The following is a 21,066-nucleotide window of genomic DNA, read 5'->3' on the forward strand; positions in this document are numbered from 1 at the left end:
ATTAGCCGGATAAAATCAAGCCATTCAAATTAACAAGGAATCGCAATGACTGCTGATGAAATGAAGAAACAAGCTGCCTGGTCGGCTTTGGAATATATTACTACCGACGGTGTTGTAGGTGTAGGCACTGGCTCTACCGTTAATCACTTTATCGATGCCTTAGCGACTATCAAACATCGCATCGAAGGTGCCGTGTCCAGCTCCAATGCTTCCACACAGCGTTTAAAAGATTATGGCATTGAAGTGTTTGATTTAAATGATGTGAAAGAAGTCGCGGTATATGTCGATGGTGCCGATGAGTCCAACCATAATCTGCAACTGATTAAAGGTGGTGGCGGTGCATTGACCCGCGAAAAAATTATTGCTGCGGTTGCTGATAAATTTGTCTGTATTGCTGACGCAACCAAATTGGTCGATGTATTGGGTAAATTCCCGTTACCGGTTGAAGTCATTCCGATGGCTCGTAGTTATGTTGCGCGTGAGATTGTCAAACTGGGCGGCCAACCGGTTTATCGTGAAGGTGTGATCACCGATAATCATAATGTCATCCTGGATGTACATGGTCTGGATATCATGGAACCTATCAAACTGGAAAAAACGCTGAACGATATCGTAGGCGTAGTGACTAACGGCTTGTTTGCCATGCGTCCTGCGGATGTGTTGTTGCTTGGCACCGAAAACGGCACTCAAACCGTCCATCCTAAATAATTTGCACCTGCCCGCTGTTAAGGCGGGCATTTTGCCAGAGCGAAAATATGTTCAGACCTCTAAGTGTCTATATCGGCACCCGTTATACCCGGGCCAAACGGCGTAATCATTTTATTTCGTTCATTTCCATGACCTCCATGCTGGGTGTTGCACTCGGTGTGGCGGCGTTGATTACTGTTTTGTCCGTAATGAATGGCTTTGAAAAGGAATTACGTGAACGGATTCTGGGAATGACTTCGCATGCCTTTGTTACCGGTTCCGGCGGCACGTTGTCTGACTGGCAAAAAGCAGAAGCTTTAATTGAAGGCTTTCCCCGCGTCATGAGTTCTGCCCCATTCGTGGAAGGCCAGGCGATGCTGAATCAAGGAAGCCGGGTTCGTGGGACCCAAATTCGCGGTGTGGATCCAGCTCTGGAGCCAAAAGTCTCTTCGATTGGCGACAAAATCATTCAGGGTCGTTTTGATTCTCTGCAACCAGGAAGTTACGGCATTATTCTGGGTAAGGATCTGGCCATCGCAATGGGTGTGGGCACCGGCGATAAAATTACCGTCATAACCCCGCACGTCACCCCAACTCCTGCGGGGGTGATTCCTCGCCTGAAACGTTTAACTGTCGCCGGTGTGTTTGAAATCGGAATGTATGAATATGACAGTGCTCTGGCCATCATGAATATCGAGGATGCCGCTAATTTATTCCGTATTCCCGGTAAAGTGACAGGGCTGCGCTTACAACTGGATGATGTTTACCAGGCACCACGAATTACCCGAGATTTATTACAAACCTTACCAGCAGAATACCGGGCAGCCGACTGGACCTATCAACACGCCAACTTTTTCCGTGCATTAAAAACAGAAAAAACCGTGATGTTTGTCATCCTGATGCTGATTGTCGCTGTTGCAGCATTTAACATTGTTTCAACATTGGTAATGATGGTCACGGATAAATATTCAGATATCGCCATTCTGCGAACGTTGGGCATGTCGCCACGCGGCATTATGGGGATCTTCATGGTGCAAGGCATTGTGATTGGACTGATAGGCACCCTGCTGGGGGTAATTGGCGGAGTCATTCTGGCGCTGAATGTATCGAATATTATTGCCTGGATTGAGATGCTGCTGGGTTATCAATTCCTGCCAGCGGAGGTCTACTACATTAGTGACCTGCCCTCAGAGCTAAACTGGAATGATGTGACCGTTATCGGTATTACCGCGTTTGTATTATCGATCCTGTCGACCATTTACCCTTCCTGGCGTGCCGCTCAGGTGAAACCGGCTGAGGCATTACGCTATGACTAATCATGTGATTCGCTGCCAGAATCTGGTGAAACGATATAAAGACGGCAATCTGGAAACGCCTGTATTACAGGATGTTAATCTTCAGGTGGTTGCAGGTGACCGTATAGCGATTGTCGGCAGTTCCGGTTCAGGCAAAAGTACCTTGCTGCATCTCTTAGGTGGACTGGACAGCCCAACCAGCGGACAGATTGAAGTATTGGATCAGGATATCAGTAAGCTGTCCGTCAATGCTTTGAGTAAACTGCGTAACCAATCTTTGGGATTTGTTTACCAGTTTCACCATTTGCTACCAGAGTTTACTGCAGAAGAGAATGTCGCCATGCCTCTGGTCATCGGCGGTATGCACCCTAAATCAGCGAAACAACAAGCATCTGAATTATTACAACAGGTGGGCCTTGGCCATCGCGTACATCACAAACCCAGCGAATTATCGGGTGGTGAACGTCAACGTGCAGCTTTAGCCCGTGCCTTGATTACCAAACCCGCCTGCCTATTGGCCGATGAGCCCACCGGCAACCTAGATCATCATACCGCTGAAGGGATTTTTGATTTGATTATGCAACTGAATGCCGAATTGGGTACTGCGCTGGTAATAGTGACCCATGACCGTCAATTAGCTGCCAGAATGGATCAGCAATTAACCTTAATCGACGGTAAGTTACAAAACTGACTTTATGGCTGGTTATTGTCGTTATCCTGTCGTGCTTTTTGACGGCGATAACGTTTTAACCAGCTATTAATCACCACCAGACGCCAGATCAATCGCACGATAATGACACCGGCCACGGCCGCAAACGCACCACAAACCACCGAACCAAGTAAGAACGGTTGCCAGACAAAGCCTATCTCCTGCCACAACCATTCCAGACTAAAAGCGAATTCATGGGTACGCAGTGGTACATCAAGCAATGTAGCGCCGACTTTGTAAGTAAAAAAGTAGATTGGCGCCATGGTCAACGGATTGGTTATCCAGACACACATTACTGCAATAGGCAGATTTACCCGTAACCAGATAGCCAGCAGACCAGCTACCAGCATTTGACCCGGCATCGGTATAAAAGCAAAGAAAACCCCTATCGCAACTGCCGCAGATACCGATCGGCGATTAAGGTGCCATAATTCCGGAGCCATTATCCTTTCGCCAAAACGACGCATGTGCTTATGCTCGCGCATCGTCACATGATCTGGCATTATTCGTTTTAGGAACTTACGAGGCATTATGTCTCAGCATTACGGACAAACGGCGGTCATTATAGGGATATATGATCAAACCTGCCATTGCATTTTTGTCAGGCTGTTTATTAGTGGCATGGTTGCCGCAGCTACCCTCATTGTATTGGCTGCTCACACTATTCCCCTTGATTGTTATTGCCTGGCGTTCGTCACAATGGACCATTTTGTGGTTTATTGTTGCTCTACTATGGACCGGTATCCAGACGCATATCAGATTAGATAATCAACTTGATGCCACACTTGAACGACAAGATATTCTGGTCAGTGGTTTCATTACTTCACTTCCCCATCATAACGTTCAACACGTTCGTTTTGAATTCAAACCAGAAAACAGCAGCGTAAAATTACCCGCCAAACTTCGTCTAAGCTGGTATTTTCCACCAGATATCACTCCCCAGGCCAACGAAAAATGGCAATTGCTGGTTCGTTTAAAAATGCCTCAAGGCATGGCGAATCCCGGCGGTTTTGATTATGAATCCTGGTTATTCCAGCAACAGATCGGCGCGACAGGTTATATACGACAATCAGAGCTGAATCAAAAGTTACAATCCGCCCCGATGTATTCGGTTAACTACTGGCGTGCAACATTAATCGAAAAGATGACTTCTCTAATGGAACATAGCCCGCATCTGGCCCTGATTCAGGGGCTGGGCGTTGGAAGTCGAGATCTCATGCAACCAGAACAATGGGAAACCTTAAGAAAGACTGGTACCAGTCATCTGTTAGCGATATCCGGTCTACATATTGGTCTGGCGGCTGCTTTGGGATTTTTTGCTGTCAAAACCGTTTGGCGGATGCGCAGTCGACACTTATTAATATTAAGTGATCGGCAAGCGGGCGCTATGGGTGGCTTTTTACTCGCTGTGTTTTATGCACTGCTGGCCGGTTTATCCATCCCAACGCAACGCGCTTTAGTGATGGTCAGTGTGGTCATGCTCAGTATTTTTATCAAGCGCCGTGTTGAACCGTTACAGGTGTTAAGCCTGAGTTTAATACTTGTTCTATTTATCGATCCGTTTGCTGTGTTGGCCGTGGGTTTCTGGTTATCATTTGCTGCCGTCATCTGCATTTTGTACGTAGCACAATATCGACAACCTGCCCGAAAATGGCTTTGGTTGCATATTCACTTTTGGATAGCCGTTGGCTTGACGCCTCTGTTGCTGCTGTTTTTTCAGGAAACCTCTCTGATAGCACCGTTGGCCAATTTACTGGCTGTGCCTTTGGTGAGTTTTCTGATTGTGCCGCTATTGTTATTAACACTGCTGCTCTTAAGCTTTGATGTACAGATAGCAGCATGGCTGCTGCATCTTACCGAAAGGCTATTGTCGTTATTGTGGTGGTATCTGGATTGGCTGGCGCAATTACCTATATCCGTTTGGCAAACTCCGGTATTTTCCATCGGATTGCTTAGTCTGTCAGTCATTGGCATCTTGATATTGCTCGCACCGCGCGGTTGGCCGTTACGCTGGCTAGGCCTCATATTGATCCTGCCGCTATTCTGGTACAGCCCAAAACGACCTGATGCGGCAGAAATCTGGTTTACATTATTAGATGTAGGCCAAGGCTTATCAGCCGTTGTACAAACCCAAAATCATACTCTGGTGTTTGATACGGGTCCGACATTTGGTGATTTTGATACCGGCTCGGCAGTCGTTGTACCGTACCTTCGTCATCTTGGCGTAAAACACTTGGATACCTTGGTGATTAGTCATGCGGATAATGATCATATCGGTGGAGCTCATGCGGTTTTGTCTAATTATCCTGCCAGACAAATCCTGAGTAGTGATCCCGATAAACTAACTGACAGTGCGCTTTGTCAGCAGGGTCAATCATGGCAATGGGATGAGGTTCTATTTGAGGTGTTACATCCGTCTAATAATGATAGCGGCAGTCGGAACGACTTATCCTGTGTCCTCAAAATCAGCAGTCAATATGGCAGCATCTTATTAACCGGTGACATTGAACGACGGTCAGAATCCGGCCTGGTCAGACAATATGCCCGCCAACTCAGTGCCGATATTTTAATCGCACCTCACCATGGCAGTCGCAGTTCATCTTCTTTGGCATTTATCCAGCAGGTTTCCCCCCGATTTGTGTTATTTGCCAGCGGCTATCAAAATCGTTATAACTTTCCTGCTGCCGATGTAGTTGCCCGCTATCATGAGATGGGTAGCAAGACCTATCAAACGGGCAGGCTGGGCGCATTGTTTATCAAACTCGATCGAAAAATGAATTTAATGCCCACAGGCTGGCGTGAACAACATCGAAGATTATGGATGCGTAACGCTACTGAATAAATGCGTTTTCACGTATCATGGCAACATTTATTTCACTGGGACGGATGGAGCATGCTGGAACTATTTAAAGCAGGTGGCTGGCTGATGTTACCGCTACTTGGCTGTTCGATAATTGCCATTGCGATTATTGCCGAGCGATTTTGGAGCCTGCAACAACGTCGAATTGCACCACCTGAATTAATCACCCAAATCTGGCAATGGTTACAGTTCAAGCAAATCGACCAATACCGCATTAATTCGCTGCAAAAGAACTCTCCGCTCGGTCAAATTCTCGCGGCCGGTCTGATTAATCGCAACAGTTCCCGTGAGATCACCAAGGAAAGCATTGAAGATACCGGACGTCACGTCACCCAGCAGCTGGAACGCAATCTCAATACCTTGGGAACCATTGCGGCGATTTCACCTTTAATAGGATTGTTAGGTACGGTCATTGGTATGATCAAAGTCTTTGCGGTCATCACACTGGAAGGTGTCGGCAATCCGGAAACGCTCGCAGGCGGTATTTCCGAGGCTTTACTCACTACTGCTGCCGGTCTGGTTGTGGCCATTCCCAGTGTAATCTTTTATCGCTACTTCCGCGGCAAAATTAATCAGCTGGTAGTGAGCATGGAAGAACAGGCCATGCAGTTAATTGAAATGTTACATGGCGAACGTGAGTTTGATCCTGATGAGGCGCGTTCGCAATGAAACTGTTGCCGCGGAACTCTGAAGAACCCGATGTCAATCTGACTCCGATGATTGATGTAGTGTTTCTGTTGCTGCTGTTTTTTATGGTATCCACTAGTTTTATCCGGGAAAGTTCACTTAAAGTGGATTTACCGGAAGCCAGCGGTCAGGCATTAGCCGAACAGGAATCACCGATTGATATTATCATTCGGGCGAATGGTGAAGTGCTGGTCAACGATATCCCAATGACCGAGCTGACACGTGATGCCTTACGTGATTTGCTAAAAACCACCGCAGGGGATAATGACAATCCGCACATTATTATCAGTGCAGATGCCAATGCAGAATACCAGCATATTGTGACGGCAATGGATGCAGCACAATTACTTGGTTTTACCCGTTTGACACTGGCAACACGCCAAAAAACAACTGAGATTCCATGAAACAAACTGCCAGCGAGATGAGCGCTTTTCAACTATATAAGCGCCTGCTTTCCTATGTAAAACCTTACTGGTTGGTGTTTGGCGCTGTTATTTTGTCCATGCTTGTTTATGCTGCCAGCGAAACGGCCATGGCCGCCTTGATGAAACCCCTGATGGATGGCAGTTTTGTTGAAAAAGATCCGTTTATTATTAAATGGATACCCATCGCATTAATCGGTATTTTTCTGATTCGAGGCGTTGCCAATTTCCTGACTACATATGGTTTGGGCTGGATCGCCCGGAATGTGATCATGACCTTGCGAACGGAAATGTTTGATCGTTTGCTGACCTTACCCGCCAGCTTTTATGACAAAAGTACTTCCGGTCAGCTGATGTCAAAATTGTTATATGACGTTGAGCAGGTAGCTGATGCTGCCACCGATGCCATTTTGGTACTGGTTCGGGATACATTGACAATTATCGGCTTACTGGCATGGATGATTTATCTGAACGGCATGCTGTCATTAATCATCTTGCTGACCGTGCCATTTATCGGTTTACTGGTCTACAAAATCAGTACCCGTTTCAGACGCATCAGTAAAACTATTCAGGACTCCATGGGCGATGTGAGTCATACCTCCAGTGAGGTTATCGAGGGGCACCGTGAAGTCAAAACCTTTGGCAGCCAGCAATATGAAGCGAAACGTTTTGACAAGGTCAATCAGCTCAATCGTCGTCAGCGGATGAAAAAAATCGCTACTGAGGCAACCAGTCAGCCAATTATTGAATTGATTGCCGTTCTGGGCTTAGCCGTTGTTATTTATCTGGCCACCTTACCGCAGATGCTTGAACAGATTACTGTGGGCACTTTTATTTCCTTCATCACGGCGATGTTTATGATTCTGACACCGCTTAAACGCCTCACCAAACTTAACTCCAAACTGCAGGCGGGTATTGCCGCCGCTGACAGTGTATTTACCATGCTGGATCAAAAACCAGAAGCCGATACCGGCGAGCAACAGCTTAAACGTGCTAAAGGTGATATTCGCTACGAACAGGTCAGCTTTCAGTACGACACTACGTCACGAAAAGTGCTGGACAACATCAGCTTTGAAATTAAGGCGGGTCAGACTATCGCTTTTGTCGGCCATTCCGGCAGTGGTAAAACCACTCTGGTAAGTTTGTTACCTCGGTTTTATTCGCCGACTGAAGGTCGGGTTTTAATTGATGATATTGATATCACCACACTTAAATTACTGGATTTGCGTAAACAGATTTCTCTAGTCAATCAACAAGTTATTCTGTTCAACGATACTATTTCCAATAATATTACCTACGGACAGAAGGAAGACATTGCTGAAGAAAAAATTATTGAAGCAGCTAAAGCCGCACATGCCTGGGAGTTCATCCAGAAACTGCCTGAAGGCTTGCAAACTCAAGTCGGACAGAATGGCGTATTACTCTCCGGCGGGCAACGCCAACGTCTTGCCATTGCCCGAGCCTTGTTACGTGATACGCCTATTCTGATTCTGGATGAGGCCACCGCCTCACTTGACTCTGAAGCCGAAAGACATATTCAATCAGCATTAGAAAACCTGATGCAAAGCCGGACAACTCTGGTGATTGCTCACCGGCTTTCCACCATAGAAAAGGCTGATCTTATTGTGGTGATGCATGACGGACATATTGTCGAGACAGGTACACATCAGCAATTGCTGGAGAAAGGTCATCACTATGCTGAATTACATCGCTTGCAGTTTCAGCAGCAATAATGAAAACCGATTGGCTAACCAATAGCTGGAATCACCCCACTCCGCTCACTTGGTTATTATTGCCTTTAAGCTGGCTATATCGACTGATTATTCTGCTGCGACGCCAGGCATATCGGGTTGGCATCTTCAAGCAATTGTCATTGCCGGTACCGGTAATTGTGGTGGGTAATATCAGTGTAGGTGGCAGCGGCAAAACGCCTTTTGTCATCTGGTTAGCCCGGTATTTAAAACAGCAGGGTTGGCGGCCGGGTATTATCAGTCGTGGTTATGGTGGCAAAGCCGAACACTATCCCTGCAATGTGCATCAACACAGCCTGGCTTCAGAAGTCGGCGATGAACCGCTGTTGATCCATCGGCGCACTCAGTGTCCGGTAGTGGTTGCTGCAGATCGGCTTGCAGCCGGCAAACAGTTACTGGCAGAAAATGACTGTAATATCATTATCACTGATGATGGTTTGCAGCATTACCGACTGCAACGAGATTTGGAAATCGTCATTCTTGATAAAAATCGCGGTCTGGGAAATCAGGCTTGTTTACCTGCAGGACCATTGCGAGAATCAACCTCGCGGTTACAAACGGTCAATTTTATTATTCACCATGGTGAGGGAAGTAATGCTGATCTGACGATGCAACTACAGATCCAGCAAGCTATTCAATTGCAGAAAGAAATAACTCAAAAACCGTTATGTGAATTTAGCAATACACCTGTTCATGTCGTTGCCGGTATCGGACATCCACAGCGTTTTTTTGACCAATTGCAACAACAGTTCGGCTTAACCGTTATCCCGCATGCCTTTGCGGATCATCATCGTTATACTGCCGCTGATTTCCAGTTTGCCGAGCCATACCCCATACTGATGACAGAAAAAGATGCGGTAAAATGTCAGGCATTTGCGACAAACAACATGTGGTATGTGCCTGCTGAGGCGCAGCTGAGCCCTTCGCTTGGCCCTGAAATCGATAAAAAACTAAGAGAGCTTTTACATGGATAAGACCTTATTGGAAATACTTGCCTGTCCTGTCTGCAAGAGTAGCGTTGTCTATCAAAAGCAATCGCAGGAATTGATTTGCAAAGCCTGTCGGGTCGCCTATCCCATTCGGGATGAAATCCCAGTCATGCTTATAGATGAGGCGCGTGAACTGACTGCGGAAGAAATCGACTGATGCAATTTAAAATCATTATACCCGCCCGCTTTGCCTCAAGCCGGCTACCCGGTAAACCTTTGCGTGAAATTGCAGGCAAACCGATGATTCAGCATGTCTATGAGCGCGCGTTGGCCAGTGAAGCGAGTGAAGTCATTATCGCAACAGATGATCAGCGTATTGCCGATGCAGCGAAAAGTTTTGGTGCAGATGTCTGCATGACCCGGGATGATCATATTTCCGGCACTGATCGTTTGGCTGAAGTGGCTCAGTTAAGGGCATTTCATGGCGATGATTTAGTGGTCAATGTACAGGGAGATGAGCCCTGTTTGCCAGCCGTGTTGATTAATCAGGTGGCAGCGGATTTGGCGCACCATCGTGAAGCTGCAATTACTACGTTATACAGCCCGCTAGAAAACGCTGAACAGGTATTTGATCCTAATATCGTTAAAGTAGTGGTGGATGCTAAAGGTTATGCGATGTATTTCAGCCGCGCCCCTATTCCATGGTTACGCGAGCATTTTAATAACAAACAGGCACTCAACAACGTCACAATGCCGCATTTAAAGCATGTTGGTATGTATGCCTATCGAGCAGATTTTTTGCATCGTTATCATGAATTACCGCCTGCGCCGCCGGAACAATTTGAATCATTGGAACAGCTTCGGGCGCTTTACCATGGCAATCGGATTCACTTGACAGAAGCTCAGGTTGATCCTGGACATGGAGTTGATACTGAACAGGACTTACTGGCCGTAGAGGCCTTGCTCTCTCAGTAATTGATCCAGACCAGCTGAGACTAATTCGGCATGCAGTTCACCTTCACCATCAAAAACCGGTAAAACATGGGTCACAGGAACCGGGCGATGCCCTTCTCCATATTGTGTTGGCTGGATATTACTGTCCTGATTGAGCTCCTGTAATACCAGTTCACAGCCATCTAACAACTCAATAATTTCACAGCGTTGATGGTGGTATACGACTTGCTGACCAATCAGGTTCAGCAAGTCGTCACAGGTAAATTTATGATTCCTTGGCATCTGCTTTAGGACTCTCTTCCGTTGGTTTTGTTTTTTCAACCTTCTGAGTCTCATTATCAGCCGAAGCAGGATTTTTTTCTACCTCATTTGCATCACGATTTTCTTTGTCTTTTGGAGGTGCACCACGTCGGCGACGATTATTACTGCTGGCACCGGTGCTAGTACGTGAGCGGCGTGGCGCTGGTTTTTGCGGTATTTTATTACCGTCCACCTCTGGCTCAGTCGATACTGGAATGGCATTACCATTTACTTCCGGTTCCGGCGCAGGTATCGCATTGCCATTCACTTCTGGCGGCGGTGTCGGAATAGCGTTGCCTTTTTCGACGGGTTCAGCTTTTTCTACAGAATCCGTGGTAACGGCACCCGTAGCTGCTGTATCACCTTCACCACGTCCACGACGTCGGCGTCCGCCACGACGCGAACGTTTTGCGTTTGGATTACGTGTTTTATCGTCACCAGTCGTATCCGTTGCAGGCTTATTATCCGGCACTACGGTTTCAGCTGAAGCAGATTCGGAAGTTTTAGCACTTTTCGGCTCATCACTGGCATTAGCATCCGGACGACGGGGACGGTTATTTCGCCGATTGCTATTATTTCGACCTCGACTGCGACGGTTTTGATTTCTCGCTTCTTTTTCCACATCAGTCTCTTTTTCTGCGGCACGTTGCTTTGATGTATCGACAGACTCTTCAACAGGAGCTCCTGTTAAGACACCTAATAAACGCTTCAGCAGACTTGGTTTGCGCTCAGCCGCAGCAGGTTTAATGATCGGCGCCGGAGCGATGGGAGCAATCCCGGTAACGGCAGGCTGTTCCAAAACGGCTTTTTCTTTTAAAACAACGGTTGCTTCAATTTCTGGCGTCGTAATTAATTGATGGCTACTGGTCTGCTTTTCATTACCATCTTTAATGCGTTCGATATCGTAATGTGGTGTTTCCAGATGCGGATTAGGAATCAGCACCAGACGCACATTGTGACGTTTTTCAATCGCATCAATCTGAGCACGTTTTTCGTTCAGCATAAAAGTGGCAACAGAAACCGGCAATTGAATCACCAGTTGGCTGACATTGTCTTTGGTCGCTTCTTCTTCCACCAGACGCAATACCGCTAAACCCAGGGACTCAACGCCTCTCACATGGCCCAAACCAGCGCAACGCGGGCAGACTTCCTGATGTGCATCGCCTAATGCCGGACGCAGACGCTGACGGGACATTTCCAACAAACCAAAGCGGGAAATACGGCCAATCTGCACCCGTGCCCGATCCGATTTCAAATGGTCACGCAAACGGTTTTCAACTTCACGCTGATTACGGGTTGGCCCCATATCAATAAAGTCGATAACCACCAGCCCCCCCAAATCACGCAAGCGTAATTGACGGGCAATTTCCTCTGCCGCTTCGAGATTGGTGTTGAGCGCAGTTTCCTCAATATCACCGCCCTTGTTGGCACGCGCCGAGTTGACATCAATTGAAATCAACGCTTCCGTTGGATCAATGACCAGCGCACCACCGGAAGGTAAACGCACTTCATGGCGGAAGGCGCTCTCAATCTGGCTTTCCAACTGATAACGGGTAAATAATGGAACTTTGTCTTGATACAGCTTGAATTTGCTTAATTCATGCGGCATCACCATACGCATGAAATCGTAACCGGTTTGATAAACCTCAGGGGAATCCACCAGAATTTCACCAATGTCTTTACGTAAATAATCACGTAATGCACGGATGATGATATTACTTTCCTGATACACCAGAAACGGTGCAGCGCGGTCTTTGGTGGCTAAATCAATGGCTGTCCATAACTGAACCAGATATTCCAGATCCCATTGCAGTTCTTCAGTTTGCTTGCCAACCCCAGCTGTGCGGACAATCATGCCCATACCTTCAGGGATTTCCAGCTCACGTAAGGCTTCTTGCAGTTCAGCGCGATCATCGCCTTCAATGCGGCGAGAAATACCACCGGCACGTGGGCTGTTTGGCATCAGAACCAGATAACGACCTGCCAGGCTGATAAATGTTGTCAGTGCAGCGCCTTTATTGCCACGCTCTTCTTTTTCAATCTGAATAACCAGTTCCTGGCCAACAGAAAGCACATCCTGCACATTAATGCGGCCATTATTTTCGCCGTCATCTTTAGTTTGTCTGAAATACGTTTTACTGATTTCTTTTAGTGGCAGAAAGCCTTGGCGTTCAGAACCGTATTCAACAAAAACAGCCTCAAGGCTGGGTTCTACACGAGTGATTTTACCTTTATAAATATTGCCTTTCTTTTGCTCTCTGGAAGGGGTGTCGATATCCAGATCGAACAAGCGCTGGCCATCGACCATCGCGACACGCAACTCTTCCTCGTGTGTTGCGTTAATTAAAATTCGTTTCATTCATAAACCTCAGTTAGAGGTTCACGCGTCGGTACAGCCAGTAAGCCGGGCGGCATCAGCCTGCCCAGATCCAGAACGGCGTTTTATCAGCAATATAATCAACTAGTCGGGCACTGCCAGCATCGAATCATCAGATTGCTGGTCATTAATACAATGTCATCACATTGTGGCTGCAATAGGGTTCTGCAACGCTACATAACGGCTTGCGACTCTCTTTAGCCACAAACCGTTTGATTATTTACTTCGTCGCCCTGTCTCGTACATTTTTTGCTATTTGTTTTGCTGTAGCCAGACGTGGGAACCATTATTCTCAAAACAAGCTCCGTTTTGGGAGCCATGCATCACTGAACCCCTGTTCAGCGTATTCAAATTCGTTTCGTGTCCTCAGCCGCATCAACCCCATTCCTAGGGGGCGCGACGTTTGCTTAGGCCTGTTCATCAGAAAGTCGGTATACTGACCTCATTTTACGTACAGACCAACGGCGAAATATATCAGTCTGCAACCACATCAGCAAGAAATAACCTAACATTATTCTATGGCGAATTCTCCACAAGCATCACCGGCAGTTCAATTTATCGATATCAGGGCCGATCAGGCAGGTCAACGTATTGATAATTTTTTGATTACATTGGAAAAAGGCGTTCCCAAAAGCCGGATTTATCGTGCATTGCGCAAAGGTGAAGTTAGGGTCAACAAAGGTCGCATTAAACAGACCTACCGGCTACAGGCCGGTGATCAAGTGCGAATCCCTCCGCTTCGGGTCAGTGAAAAAGTAATTATCACTGAATTATCAGAGTCGCTGACCGATGCACTTGAACAGTCTATTCTACTGGAAGACGATGCACTGTTGGTCATCAATAAACCTTCGGGTCTGGCAGTACACGCTGGCAGCCAGATCCAGATAGGCGTTATAGAGGCTATGCGCATTATCCGTCCGCAAAATAGTTTTGTGGAACTGGTGCATCGACTGGATCGCGATACCTCGGGTTGTCTGGTGATAGCCAAAAGTCGTGAGGCCCTGCTCAATCTGCAGGAGCAGATGAAAACTTCTGAAACGGATAAACGCTACCTTACGTTGACCATGGGCCGTTGGCCGGCTCAGGAAAATATCGTTGACCTGGCTTTACAGAAAAACACGCTGAGTTCAGGTGAACGCATGGTGGCGCCGGATATTAACGGTAAAAAATCCAAGACACTATTTGAGGTAAAACAGGATTTTGCCGGATGTCAGCTGGTTGCTGCCAAACTTTATACCGGTAGAACACACCAGATTCGGGTCCATAGTGCCAGCCAATCACATCCGGTTGCCGGTGATGAAAAATATGGTAACCGCGAATTTAATAAACGTCTTAAACAAATCGGCTTAAAACGCATGTTTTTGCATGCCTGGCAACTGTCTATCAAGCATCCAATCACTCATGAACCGGTGACTTTTCATGCCGAATTACCTGACACATTAAAAGCTGTATTAAAGCAACTGGAAGGCCGGTCATGAGTCAATATCAAATGATCGTTTTCGACTGGGATGGCACCCTGATGGATTCCACCGGCCATATCGTATTCTGCATGCGGGAGGCTATTCACAAGTTGCAATTGTCCCCATTAACCGATAACGCCATCAGCCAGATTATTGGTTTGGGATTACCCGAAGCCGTCCGCACACTCTATCCGAACAGCACCGATGCCGATATTCAGCGACTAGCCATGGCGTATCGGGAAATCTGGCTGAACCATCCGCATGAATTGCCAATGTTTGATAATGCCGTTGAGTTATTGCATAAACTGGCTGATCAGAATATTTTCCTTGGTGTCGCGACAGGTAAAGGTCGTCGGGGTCTGGACAAAGTTCTTGCTGCTACCGGTTTGGCTGATTTATTTACCGCTACCCGCTGTGCTGATGAGTGCCATTCCAAACCGCATCCGCAAATGCTTGAAGAGTTGATAAGCTTCTGTGGTGTTGAAGCAGACTCCACGATGATGATTGGCGATACAGAATTTGATCTGCTTATGGCACATAATGCCGGGGCGAAAAGTGTTGCTGTAACACACGGCGCGCATGCTTTGGATCGTTTACAAGCCTGTAAGCCATTTCATATTGTGGATGACTTATTTGCATTGGATGAATGGTTGCATGGCAACAACCAACGGTTTTGATTATGATGTGACCCACTAACTTTAATTGTTCAGGATGAAACACAATGGCAACTTTTGGCGACTTCCCACCGGAACACAAACAAGATTCACAGAGTGCTGCAGCACAAAATGACCAATGGGAACGTAAAATCTTACAAGACCTCGCTTTTGCTGCCATAAAAGAGCAACGCGCCTCACGCCGCTGGGGATATGTATTCAAATTCCTGATACTGCTTTATCTTGTTGCAATATTTCTAATGACGAGACCGTTTGGTGGAAGCAACCTACCCTCCGGCCCCCACACCGCATTGGTTGAAGTAAACGGCGTGATCGCGCCAGAGACAGAAGCCAGTGCAGATCGTGTTGTAACGGGTATTCGTGATGCATTTGAGAGTCCACAGGCCAAAGGTTTGATTATTCGCATGAACACGCCAGGCGGCAGTCCGGTTCAATCCGGCGTCATCAATGATGAAATTACCCGTTTACGTACGACACGTCCCGACTTTCCGGTTTATGCCGTGATTCAGGATGTCTGTGCATCAGGCGGGTATTATATTGCGGTGGCGGCTGATGAAATTTACGCTGATAAAGCCAGTATTGTCGGTTCTATCGGGGTTCGCATGGATAGTTTTGGCTTTACCGAAGCGATGGATAAACTGGGTGTTGAGAGGCGCTCATTAACCGCGGGCGACAATAAAGCCTTCCTGGATCCGTTTATGCCCCTTAAAGAACAGGATGTTGAGCACGCCCATCAAATGCTCAACAATATTCATCAACAATTTATTGATGTGGTCAAAACCGGCCGTGGTGAGCGCTTGAAAAACGATGCTGATATCTTCTCGGGATTGTTCTGGTCCGGCGAACAGGCGCTTGAACTCGGCCTGATTGATGGACTGGCTAATAGCAGTACGGTGGCCAGAGATATCGTTGGCGCCGAAGAAATTGTTGATTACACACCTCGCCCGAGTTATCTGGATCGTTTTGCTGGTAGTCTGGGCGTGAAAATCAGTGAAACATTAATCAGTAGTCAATATTGGAATCTTCGCTAATGGATACCGGACATCATGATGAATTAGTGGCTAAAGCGCTGGCTGATCGCGAGGAATTATTCCGCTACGCCGATCTGAAACATCCACTGATTGCTTTGTTATTTAATGAAGCATCGCTGGACAAGTTAACCCCTGATGAATCGAGTGAATCATCATGGCTCTGACACCTCAATCACTGGTTAATAAGTCACTTGAGCTGGTCTCACCGCCCAGCACCTATGCCCGGCTGGATGAACTGATTCATGATCCCAATAGTGCTATTGATGACATCAGTAAAGTTATCAATACGGATCCGGCATTAACGACACGGCTACTGAAAATCGTCAACAGTCCGTTTTATGGTTTTCCGTCACAAATCAACACGATTTCACGCGCCATTACCGTTATTGGCACCCGTGAATTGACCAATCTGGTTCTGGCGACTTCGGTGGTCAATGCATTCAGCGGTATTCCCAAAACACTGATGGAAATGAACATCTTCTGGCGCCATAGTCTGGCCTGTGCAATTTGTGCCAAATTATTAGCTGAAGCGGCTGGACACAAACAAAGTGAACAGTATCTGATTGCCGGACTGCTGCATAACATCGGTAGCCTGGTTTTATATCAATCCGTGCCGGAATTGTCAGCTGAATCCATCAAAAGTGCCCGCTTTGGTCATGAGGTCTTGCATCTGGCAGAGCAACGGGTGATTGGTTTCGATCATACCGAAGCAGGAGAAGCGTTAATTCAGGCATGGCGTTTGCCTGAGTCCCTTGGTTTTGTTGCCAGACATCACCATAATCCACTGGCTTCGGGCTATGCGGCTGAAGTCTGCATCGTGCATGTTGCCGATGTTATGGTCAGTGCCGTTCCATTTGGCCATAGCGGTGATCAACATGTACCGCCGCTGGATCCTGTGGCCTGGGATAGACTGGAGTTACAGCCGGAAGTTATTCCCCCCATACTCCGCAAAGTTGCCATTCAATTGGAACATCTGGCAGCAAACTTATTATAAAACTCACTTATACGAACAGAAAACAAACAAGCAAGAGGCAAACATGAGAACAGTATTACTTGGCGCGCCGGGTTCCGGTAAAGGTACCCAGGGTGTTTTTCTATCGAAAAAATTCAATATCCCGCAAATATCTACTGGTGATCTGCTGCGTGCCGCAGTCACCGCAGGTTCTGAATTAGGTAAACAGGCTAAATCTGCGATGGATGCCGGTGCGCTGGTTTCAGATGAAATCGTGATTGGGCTCATTCGTGAACGACTGACCCATGATGATGCCAGAAATGGTTATATTCTCGATGGCTTCCCACGTAATATTGCTCAGGCCGAAGCGTTAGATAAAATGCTTGGCGATCTGGGCCAGCCGCTGCAGGGTGTTGTGTTGCTTGATGTGCCATTCACAGAGCTGATGCAGCGATTAACAGGCCGTCGTACCTGTAAAGATTGTGGTGCCATTTTTAACGTGCATTTATCACCACCGGCTAAGGAAGGTGTCTGTGATAACTGTGGTGGTGAGTTATTTCAGCGCCAGGATGACAACGAAGCCACTATCGAAAATCGTCTGAAAGTCTATGAAGAGCAAACCGCACCGTTAGTGGGTTTTTATCAGCAACAGAATAAACTGCATACGATTAAAGGCACCGGGGATATCGATGCGATTACCGATGCAGTTGGCGCCATTTTCGACGACATCTGATTTGTATTAGCACGATGGCAGTTATTCTGGCCACCGGCATTGCCACGCTGGATATTATCAACGAAGTTGCCAGTTATCCGGCTGAAGATGCTGAAGTTCGGGCATTGTCACAACGCATGAGCCGGGGTGGTAATGCCAGCAACACCCTTTGTGTGTTGAGTCAGCTGGGCCATAAGAATTATTTGGCGGCAACATTAATTGATGAAGCTGACGGGCACATTATCGAAGCCGATCTCAATCGCTATCAGATTAATACACAGTTTTGCCCTCGTCTTAATCAAGGCAAAATGCCCACATCTTATATTACGCTGAATCGACAGAACGGTAGCCGAACCATAGTGCATCATCGTGATTGTCCTGAGCTAACTTTTGCCACATTTGAGAAAATCGATTTAAGCTTGTTTGACTGGTTGCACTTTGAAGGTCGTAACGTTACAGAGTTAGCAAAAATGCTCGAACATTGCCGACAAAACTCACCAAATGTGCCGATATCCCTGGAAATTGAAAAACCTCGTGACGGTATTGAAAGTTTATCCGGGATGGCTGACTGGCTGTTTTTCTCCAGAGCATACGCTGAAGCAAAAGGTTATCGTCTCGCTGAGGATTTGTTTGATGATCTTTGTCATGCACATTCGGCAACCTGCACCTGGGGTGCAGAGGGAGCGTATGGCTGGCACAATGCACAGATGATTTTTTGCCCCGCGACCAAAATTCCTAAGGCAGTCGACAGTCTGGGAGCTGGTGACACCTTTAATGCCGGCATGATCCATAGTCTGTTGGCAAAAAAGTCGCTTAATGACAGTCTGCAATTTGCCAGTCAGTTGGCCGCCAACAAATGCCAACAATATGGTTTTGAAAATCTTGTTAAATCGTTATGAAAAAATTTGTATGTCATATCAAAGACCTGAAAGACCATCATAGTTATGGTTATCAGATCGCACTGGAAGACGGAGAGCTGGATATCCTGGTAATACGCCAGGGTAAAGATGTCCGGGCTTATCTCAATCATTGTCCGCATCTGGGAATCCCATTGAACTGGCAACCGGATAAATTTTTATCAGTGGAAGAAACACATATCCAATGTTCTACTCACGGGGCATTATTTACGCTGGAAGAAGGGTATTGTATTTCTGGCCCATGCCGCGGACAGAGTCTGACAGCCCTGCAGACAGAAGTAGATGAGTTAAATAACTTATATCTGGTCTCACAATAATAAAATTCTGACCGCTTCCCGCAACTGCCCAAGCAGTTCCTGTTTACCTTTCAGGTTTAATTGCCTGCAGACGACAGGTATTGGTTGCTGCTGCAGTACAAAAACCAAACAAATTGATTGCAAAATTGTCGGCATAGATAAAAATCTCTGCTGCTTGACACAATTTACAACAAACTTGCGGATGGCTATCTGGCAGGCATCATAATGACGCTTTTGGAAAGCAAATGCCGTTATCTCCTCTTCGTCCACCACTGTTAATGGAAGTTCGGATTGCGGCAGCATCTGCGTTAATAATGGAATTAAGCCTGCTTCCAGGTGAGAAAGTTGGCTGAGCAATAAATCCGGCCATTGCTCAATCAGCCGTTGCTGGGTCTGCTCAATCAACATTTTCCCGGCAGGGCTGATTGGTTTTGCCAGAATTACGGCATGTCGACCACTGATATGATCGCTATGGGCTCCCACACGCAGCAGACCATAATCGCTGTTTTGCCAAAATCGCACTAAAGATTCACTGGCTGCAAAACTGCAACCCACAATATCGGTGTTTTCAGGTAAATGACTGATCACGGTATTTAATAAATAGTGTCCGATCCCTCGATTTTGGAGTGCTGGATGCACTGCAATACGTACTATCCTTTGATAATGATATTCTCCGGCGATACTAATCCCGGAATGCGCCAGCAGCGTTTGTGGCAACAGGTGCCCGTTCAGCCGACGCTCTCCGGCAAATACCGCCGCCGCCAACCTTGGGTTAATAGGACCTTCGGCAACCAACCAGACAGTAGCAACCAGTTGCTGTTGATTAAACACACCCAACAACCACATATCATCACGATCCAATAGCATTTGCAGATCGGATGGTCGGGTTCGATAATGTGCCGTGACCATCAAACCAAAGCACTGTCTTAATAGGGCTTCGTCCTGTAATAACGCATCGGCACTCAGCTTTTTCACCTGCAGCTGATTTATCTGGAGATCAACAATTAATTCTTTGGCAACCGGCTCAGCATCCAGTAAACATAATTCAAAACTGAACTGTTCCAATGCATCCCCCGGATTCCAGCGTACCGGTTGGGTTAATTCAATCTGTCGCCAGTCGGGCGTATGCAGATCGAGGATTTGTTGAAACTGCAGTTTAAAGCCGCGCCCACTGCCTTCATATCCATGTAAAGTCGTCGCAAAAATGATGCGTGAATAACGCTGTAACATCTGTTTAAGCATCGGCAAGGTCAATGCGGCGGCCTCGTCCACCAGCAGCACATCTGCTTCCAGCTCATTTTCAAGTAACGCATCAGGTGCGACAAACTGAATTTCACAGCCATTCCAGAATAATTGTCCGTGCCCTAATTGGGCATCGATTAATTCACTGCTGGCATGTTTAAACAAGGTATCGACACTCGCATAACCGGGTGCGGTCACGATGATTTTCTGTTTACCCTGGCGTATTAATTCCGCCGCCGCCACACCGAGCAAAGCGGTTTTCCCGCGTCCTCTGTCGGAAGTAATTAATAAGGGACGCCGACGATGCCCAAATGCCGTTTTATGCACCAGACTTAATGCATTTTGTTGATCCGCTGTCAGCTTAAATTTTGTTTCTGTCGATTTTTCGGGGCGAAAATCCGATGGCAAAAGCTGGCCGGGAAGCCACTGATGAAAATCGGCAAACTCCACAAGATAACGATCTACAATCTGCTCAAAACGTTGATACCAGTTGGAGGCCAAATTTTTTTCTGGCAACAGAATGAGCAGGATACCGCCAGCACGGATGGTACCAACAATAGCGGCAAAACTGTCTGCATTAAACTCCTGCAGTGCATCAAAAACCACCACATCAAATTCACGGCCGAGAAATTGACGGGCCTGTTTTTGCAGATATTTATCGGCAGATACTTGTGAGGAATCCGTGAGCCAGATATGTGTTGCTGCCCCCCATACAGCCAGCAAGGCTTCTGCCGTCTGATGGCATAGTTCCCACTCCCCCTTTACCAGTAAACATCGTCTTGGCGGCCTGTTCAATTTCATGAGTGCGGGG

Annotated in this window: 22 protein-coding genes; 18 read left to right on the forward strand and 4 right to left on the reverse strand. The window is 47.0% G+C overall.

Annotated features, from left to right (window positions below; all coding sequences use genetic code 11):
• Window positions 1-45: 45 nt before the first annotated feature.
• Genes rpiA through lolD form a run of 3 tightly spaced genes read left to right on the forward strand, consistent with a single transcriptional unit; the run spans window position 46 to window position 2,673 of the window.
• A complete protein-coding gene (gene rpiA, locus B2W60_RS05115) occupies window positions 46-708 on the forward strand; it encodes a ribose-5-phosphate isomerase RpiA (RefSeq protein ID WP_292362299.1) in 663 nt (220 codons plus the stop codon).
• A 47-nt stretch (window positions 709-755) separates the two neighbouring features.
• Window positions 756-2,003 (forward strand): lipoprotein-releasing ABC transporter permease subunit, encoded by a 1,248-nt coding sequence (locus B2W60_RS05120; RefSeq protein WP_292362297.1) that lies wholly within the window; start codon window positions 756-758, stop codon window positions 2,001-2,003.
• A complete protein-coding gene (lolD, locus tag B2W60_RS05125) occupies window positions 1,996-2,673 on the forward strand; it encodes a lipoprotein-releasing ABC transporter ATP-binding protein LolD (RefSeq protein WP_292362296.1) in 678 nt (225 codons plus the stop codon). The genes B2W60_RS05120 and lolD overlap by 8 nt, the downstream gene beginning before the upstream one ends.
• A gap of 2 nt (window positions 2,674-2,675) precedes the next feature.
• Here lolD and B2W60_RS05130 read toward each other — a convergent pair whose 3' ends face one another.
• A complete protein-coding gene (locus B2W60_RS05130) occupies window positions 2,676-3,158 on the reverse strand; it encodes a DUF2062 domain-containing protein (RefSeq protein ID WP_292362295.1) in 483 nt (160 codons plus the stop codon).
• Between the two features lie 107 nt (window positions 3,159-3,265).
• Between B2W60_RS05130 and B2W60_RS05135 the strand changes: the two genes are divergently transcribed.
• The 7 genes from B2W60_RS05135 to kdsB are packed head-to-tail and all read left to right on the forward strand — an operon-like array spanning window position 3,266 to window position 10,315.
• A complete protein-coding gene (locus B2W60_RS05135) occupies window positions 3,266-5,533 on the forward strand; it encodes a DNA internalization-related competence protein ComEC/Rec2 (protein WP_292362294.1) in 2,268 nt (755 codons plus the stop codon).
• Between the two features lie 51 nt (window positions 5,534-5,584).
• Window positions 5,585-6,220, forward strand: coding sequence for a MotA/TolQ/ExbB proton channel family protein (locus B2W60_RS05140; protein ID WP_292362293.1), 636 nt, complete (start codon window positions 5,585-5,587; stop codon window positions 6,218-6,220).
• Window positions 6,217-6,642, forward strand: coding sequence for an ExbD/TolR family protein (locus tag B2W60_RS05145; RefSeq protein ID WP_292362292.1), 426 nt, complete (start codon window positions 6,217-6,219; stop codon window positions 6,640-6,642). The genes B2W60_RS05140 and B2W60_RS05145 overlap by 4 nt, the downstream gene beginning before the upstream one ends.
• Window positions 6,639-8,393, forward strand: coding sequence for a lipid A export permease/ATP-binding protein MsbA (msbA, locus tag B2W60_RS05150; protein ID WP_292362291.1), 1,755 nt, complete (start codon window positions 6,639-6,641; stop codon window positions 8,391-8,393). Before B2W60_RS05145 ends, msbA begins: the two co-directional genes overlap by 4 nt.
• Complete coding sequence (gene lpxK / locus B2W60_RS05155) at window positions 8,393-9,385, forward strand: tetraacyldisaccharide 4'-kinase (protein WP_292362290.1); 993 nt, start codon at window positions 8,393-8,395, stop codon at window positions 9,383-9,385. The genes msbA and lpxK overlap by 1 nt, the downstream gene beginning before the upstream one ends.
• The gene (locus tag B2W60_RS05160; RefSeq protein ID WP_292362289.1) at window positions 9,378-9,557 is read left to right on the forward strand and encodes a Trm112 family protein; all 180 of its coding nucleotides are present in this window, start codon (window positions 9,378-9,380) and stop codon (window positions 9,555-9,557) included. The genes lpxK and B2W60_RS05160 overlap by 8 nt, the downstream gene beginning before the upstream one ends.
• A complete protein-coding gene (gene kdsB, locus B2W60_RS05165; protein ID WP_292362288.1) occupies window positions 9,557-10,315 on the forward strand; it encodes a 3-deoxy-manno-octulosonate cytidylyltransferase in 759 nt (252 codons plus the stop codon). The genes B2W60_RS05160 and kdsB overlap by 1 nt, the downstream gene beginning before the upstream one ends.
• Here kdsB and B2W60_RS05170 read toward each other — a convergent pair.
• A complete protein-coding gene (locus tag B2W60_RS05170; protein ID WP_292362287.1) occupies window positions 10,283-10,576 on the reverse strand; it encodes a hypothetical protein in 294 nt (97 codons plus the stop codon). The two genes, kdsB and B2W60_RS05170, sit on opposite strands and share 33 nt — an antisense overlap.
• Window positions 10,560-12,953: an Rne/Rng family ribonuclease gene (locus tag B2W60_RS05175; RefSeq protein ID WP_292362286.1), complete on the reverse strand. Its 2,394-nt coding sequence runs from the start codon at window positions 12,951-12,953 to the stop codon at window positions 10,560-10,562. Before B2W60_RS05175 ends, B2W60_RS05170 begins: the two co-directional genes overlap by 17 nt.
• Before the next feature lie 536 nt (window positions 12,954-13,489).
• On the opposite strand from B2W60_RS05175, the gene rluC reads away from it, so the two are divergent.
• From rluC to B2W60_RS05215, 8 genes are read left to right on the forward strand one after another with little or no spacing between them, the layout of a single operon-like run.
• The gene (gene rluC / locus B2W60_RS05180) at window positions 13,490-14,449 is read left to right on the forward strand and encodes a 23S rRNA pseudouridine(955/2504/2580) synthase RluC (protein WP_292362285.1); all 960 of its coding nucleotides are present in this window, start codon (window positions 13,490-13,492) and stop codon (window positions 14,447-14,449) included.
• Window positions 14,446-15,108: an HAD-IA family hydrolase gene (locus tag B2W60_RS05185; RefSeq protein ID WP_292362284.1), complete on the forward strand. Its 663-nt coding sequence runs from the start codon at window positions 14,446-14,448 to the stop codon at window positions 15,106-15,108. Before rluC ends, B2W60_RS05185 begins: the two co-directional genes overlap by 4 nt.
• 44 nt (window positions 15,109-15,152) lie before the next feature.
• Entirely contained in the window at window positions 15,153-16,136 is a 984-nt protein-coding gene (locus B2W60_RS05190) for a S49 family peptidase (RefSeq protein ID WP_292362283.1), read from the forward strand.
• Entirely contained in the window at window positions 16,136-16,300 is a 165-nt protein-coding gene (locus B2W60_RS05195; RefSeq protein WP_292362282.1) for a hypothetical protein, read from the forward strand. Before B2W60_RS05190 ends, B2W60_RS05195 begins: the two co-directional genes overlap by 1 nt.
• A complete protein-coding gene (locus B2W60_RS05200; RefSeq protein WP_292362281.1) occupies window positions 16,291-17,130 on the forward strand; it encodes an HDOD domain-containing protein in 840 nt (279 codons plus the stop codon). The genes B2W60_RS05195 and B2W60_RS05200 overlap by 10 nt, the downstream gene beginning before the upstream one ends.
• Before the next feature lie 43 nt (window positions 17,131-17,173).
• Window positions 17,174-17,821, forward strand: a complete 648-nt coding sequence (locus B2W60_RS05205) for an adenylate kinase (protein WP_292362280.1) — start codon at window positions 17,174-17,176, stop codon at window positions 17,819-17,821.
• A gap of 14 nt (window positions 17,822-17,835) precedes the next feature.
• Window positions 17,836-18,699, forward strand: coding sequence for a PfkB family carbohydrate kinase (locus B2W60_RS05210; protein WP_292362279.1), 864 nt, complete (start codon window positions 17,836-17,838; stop codon window positions 18,697-18,699).
• The gene (locus tag B2W60_RS05215) at window positions 18,696-19,034 is read left to right on the forward strand and encodes a Rieske (2Fe-2S) protein (RefSeq protein WP_292362278.1); all 339 of its coding nucleotides are present in this window, start codon (window positions 18,696-18,698) and stop codon (window positions 19,032-19,034) included. The genes B2W60_RS05210 and B2W60_RS05215 overlap by 4 nt, the downstream gene beginning before the upstream one ends.
• On the opposite strand, the gene B2W60_RS05220 is transcribed toward B2W60_RS05215, so the two are convergent.
• Window positions 19,026-21,056: a tRNA(Met) cytidine acetyltransferase TmcA gene (locus tag B2W60_RS05220; RefSeq protein ID WP_292362277.1), complete on the reverse strand. Its 2,031-nt coding sequence runs from the start codon at window positions 21,054-21,056 to the stop codon at window positions 19,026-19,028. The genes B2W60_RS05215 and B2W60_RS05220 overlap by 9 nt on opposite strands.
• Window positions 21,057-21,066 lie beyond the last annotated feature (10 nt).

Origin of the sequence: Methylophaga sp. UBA2496 (genome assembly GCF_002341635.1) — a bacterium.
Taxonomy (GTDB): domain Bacteria; phylum Pseudomonadota; class Gammaproteobacteria; order Nitrosococcales; family Methylophagaceae; genus Methylophaga.

Excerpts from the sequence above, each read along its gene's own strand:
- rpiA (WP_292362299.1), top strand. The coding sequence starts at position 46 with ATGACTGCTGATGAAATGAAGAAACAAGCTGCCTGGTCGGCTTTGGAA.
- B2W60_RS05120 (WP_292362297.1), top strand. The coding sequence starts at position 756 with ATGTTCAGACCTCTAAGTGTCTATATCGGCACCCGTTATACCCGGGCC.
- lolD (WP_292362296.1), top strand. The coding sequence starts at position 1,996 with ATGACTAATCATGTGATTCGCTGCCAGAATCTGGTGAAACGATATAAA.
- B2W60_RS05130 (WP_292362295.1), bottom strand. The coding sequence starts at position 3,158 with ATGCGTCGTTTTGGCGAAAGGATAATGGCTCCGGAATTATGGCACCTT.
- B2W60_RS05135 (WP_292362294.1), top strand. The coding sequence starts at position 3,266 with ATGATCAAACCTGCCATTGCATTTTTGTCAGGCTGTTTATTAGTGGCA.
- B2W60_RS05140 (WP_292362293.1), top strand. The coding sequence starts at position 5,585 with ATGCTGGAACTATTTAAAGCAGGTGGCTGGCTGATGTTACCGCTACTT.
- B2W60_RS05145 (WP_292362292.1), top strand. The coding sequence starts at position 6,217 with ATGAAACTGTTGCCGCGGAACTCTGAAGAACCCGATGTCAATCTGACT.
- msbA (WP_292362291.1), top strand. The coding sequence starts at position 6,639 with ATGAAACAAACTGCCAGCGAGATGAGCGCTTTTCAACTATATAAGCGC.
- lpxK (WP_292362290.1), top strand. The coding sequence starts at position 8,393 with ATGAAAACCGATTGGCTAACCAATAGCTGGAATCACCCCACTCCGCTC.
- B2W60_RS05160 (WP_292362289.1), top strand. The coding sequence starts at position 9,378 with ATGGATAAGACCTTATTGGAAATACTTGCCTGTCCTGTCTGCAAGAGT.
- kdsB (WP_292362288.1), top strand. The coding sequence starts at position 9,557 with ATGCAATTTAAAATCATTATACCCGCCCGCTTTGCCTCAAGCCGGCTA.
- B2W60_RS05170 (WP_292362287.1), bottom strand. The coding sequence starts at position 10,576 with ATGCCAAGGAATCATAAATTTACCTGTGACGACTTGCTGAACCTGATT.
- B2W60_RS05175 (WP_292362286.1), bottom strand. The coding sequence starts at position 12,953 with ATGAAACGAATTTTAATTAACGCAACACACGAGGAAGAGTTGCGTGTC.
- rluC (WP_292362285.1), top strand. The coding sequence starts at position 13,490 with ATGGCGAATTCTCCACAAGCATCACCGGCAGTTCAATTTATCGATATC.
- B2W60_RS05185 (WP_292362284.1), top strand. The coding sequence starts at position 14,446 with ATGAGTCAATATCAAATGATCGTTTTCGACTGGGATGGCACCCTGATG.
- B2W60_RS05190 (WP_292362283.1), top strand. The coding sequence starts at position 15,153 with ATGGCAACTTTTGGCGACTTCCCACCGGAACACAAACAAGATTCACAG.
- B2W60_RS05195 (WP_292362282.1), top strand. The coding sequence starts at position 16,136 with ATGGATACCGGACATCATGATGAATTAGTGGCTAAAGCGCTGGCTGAT.
- B2W60_RS05200 (WP_292362281.1), top strand. The coding sequence starts at position 16,291 with ATGGCTCTGACACCTCAATCACTGGTTAATAAGTCACTTGAGCTGGTC.
- B2W60_RS05205 (WP_292362280.1), top strand. The coding sequence starts at position 17,174 with ATGAGAACAGTATTACTTGGCGCGCCGGGTTCCGGTAAAGGTACCCAG.
- B2W60_RS05210 (WP_292362279.1), top strand. The coding sequence starts at position 17,836 with ATGGCAGTTATTCTGGCCACCGGCATTGCCACGCTGGATATTATCAAC.
- B2W60_RS05215 (WP_292362278.1), top strand. The coding sequence starts at position 18,696 with ATGAAAAAATTTGTATGTCATATCAAAGACCTGAAAGACCATCATAGT.
- B2W60_RS05220 (WP_292362277.1), bottom strand. The coding sequence starts at position 21,056 with ATGAAATTGAACAGGCCGCCAAGACGATGTTTACTGGTAAAGGGGGAG.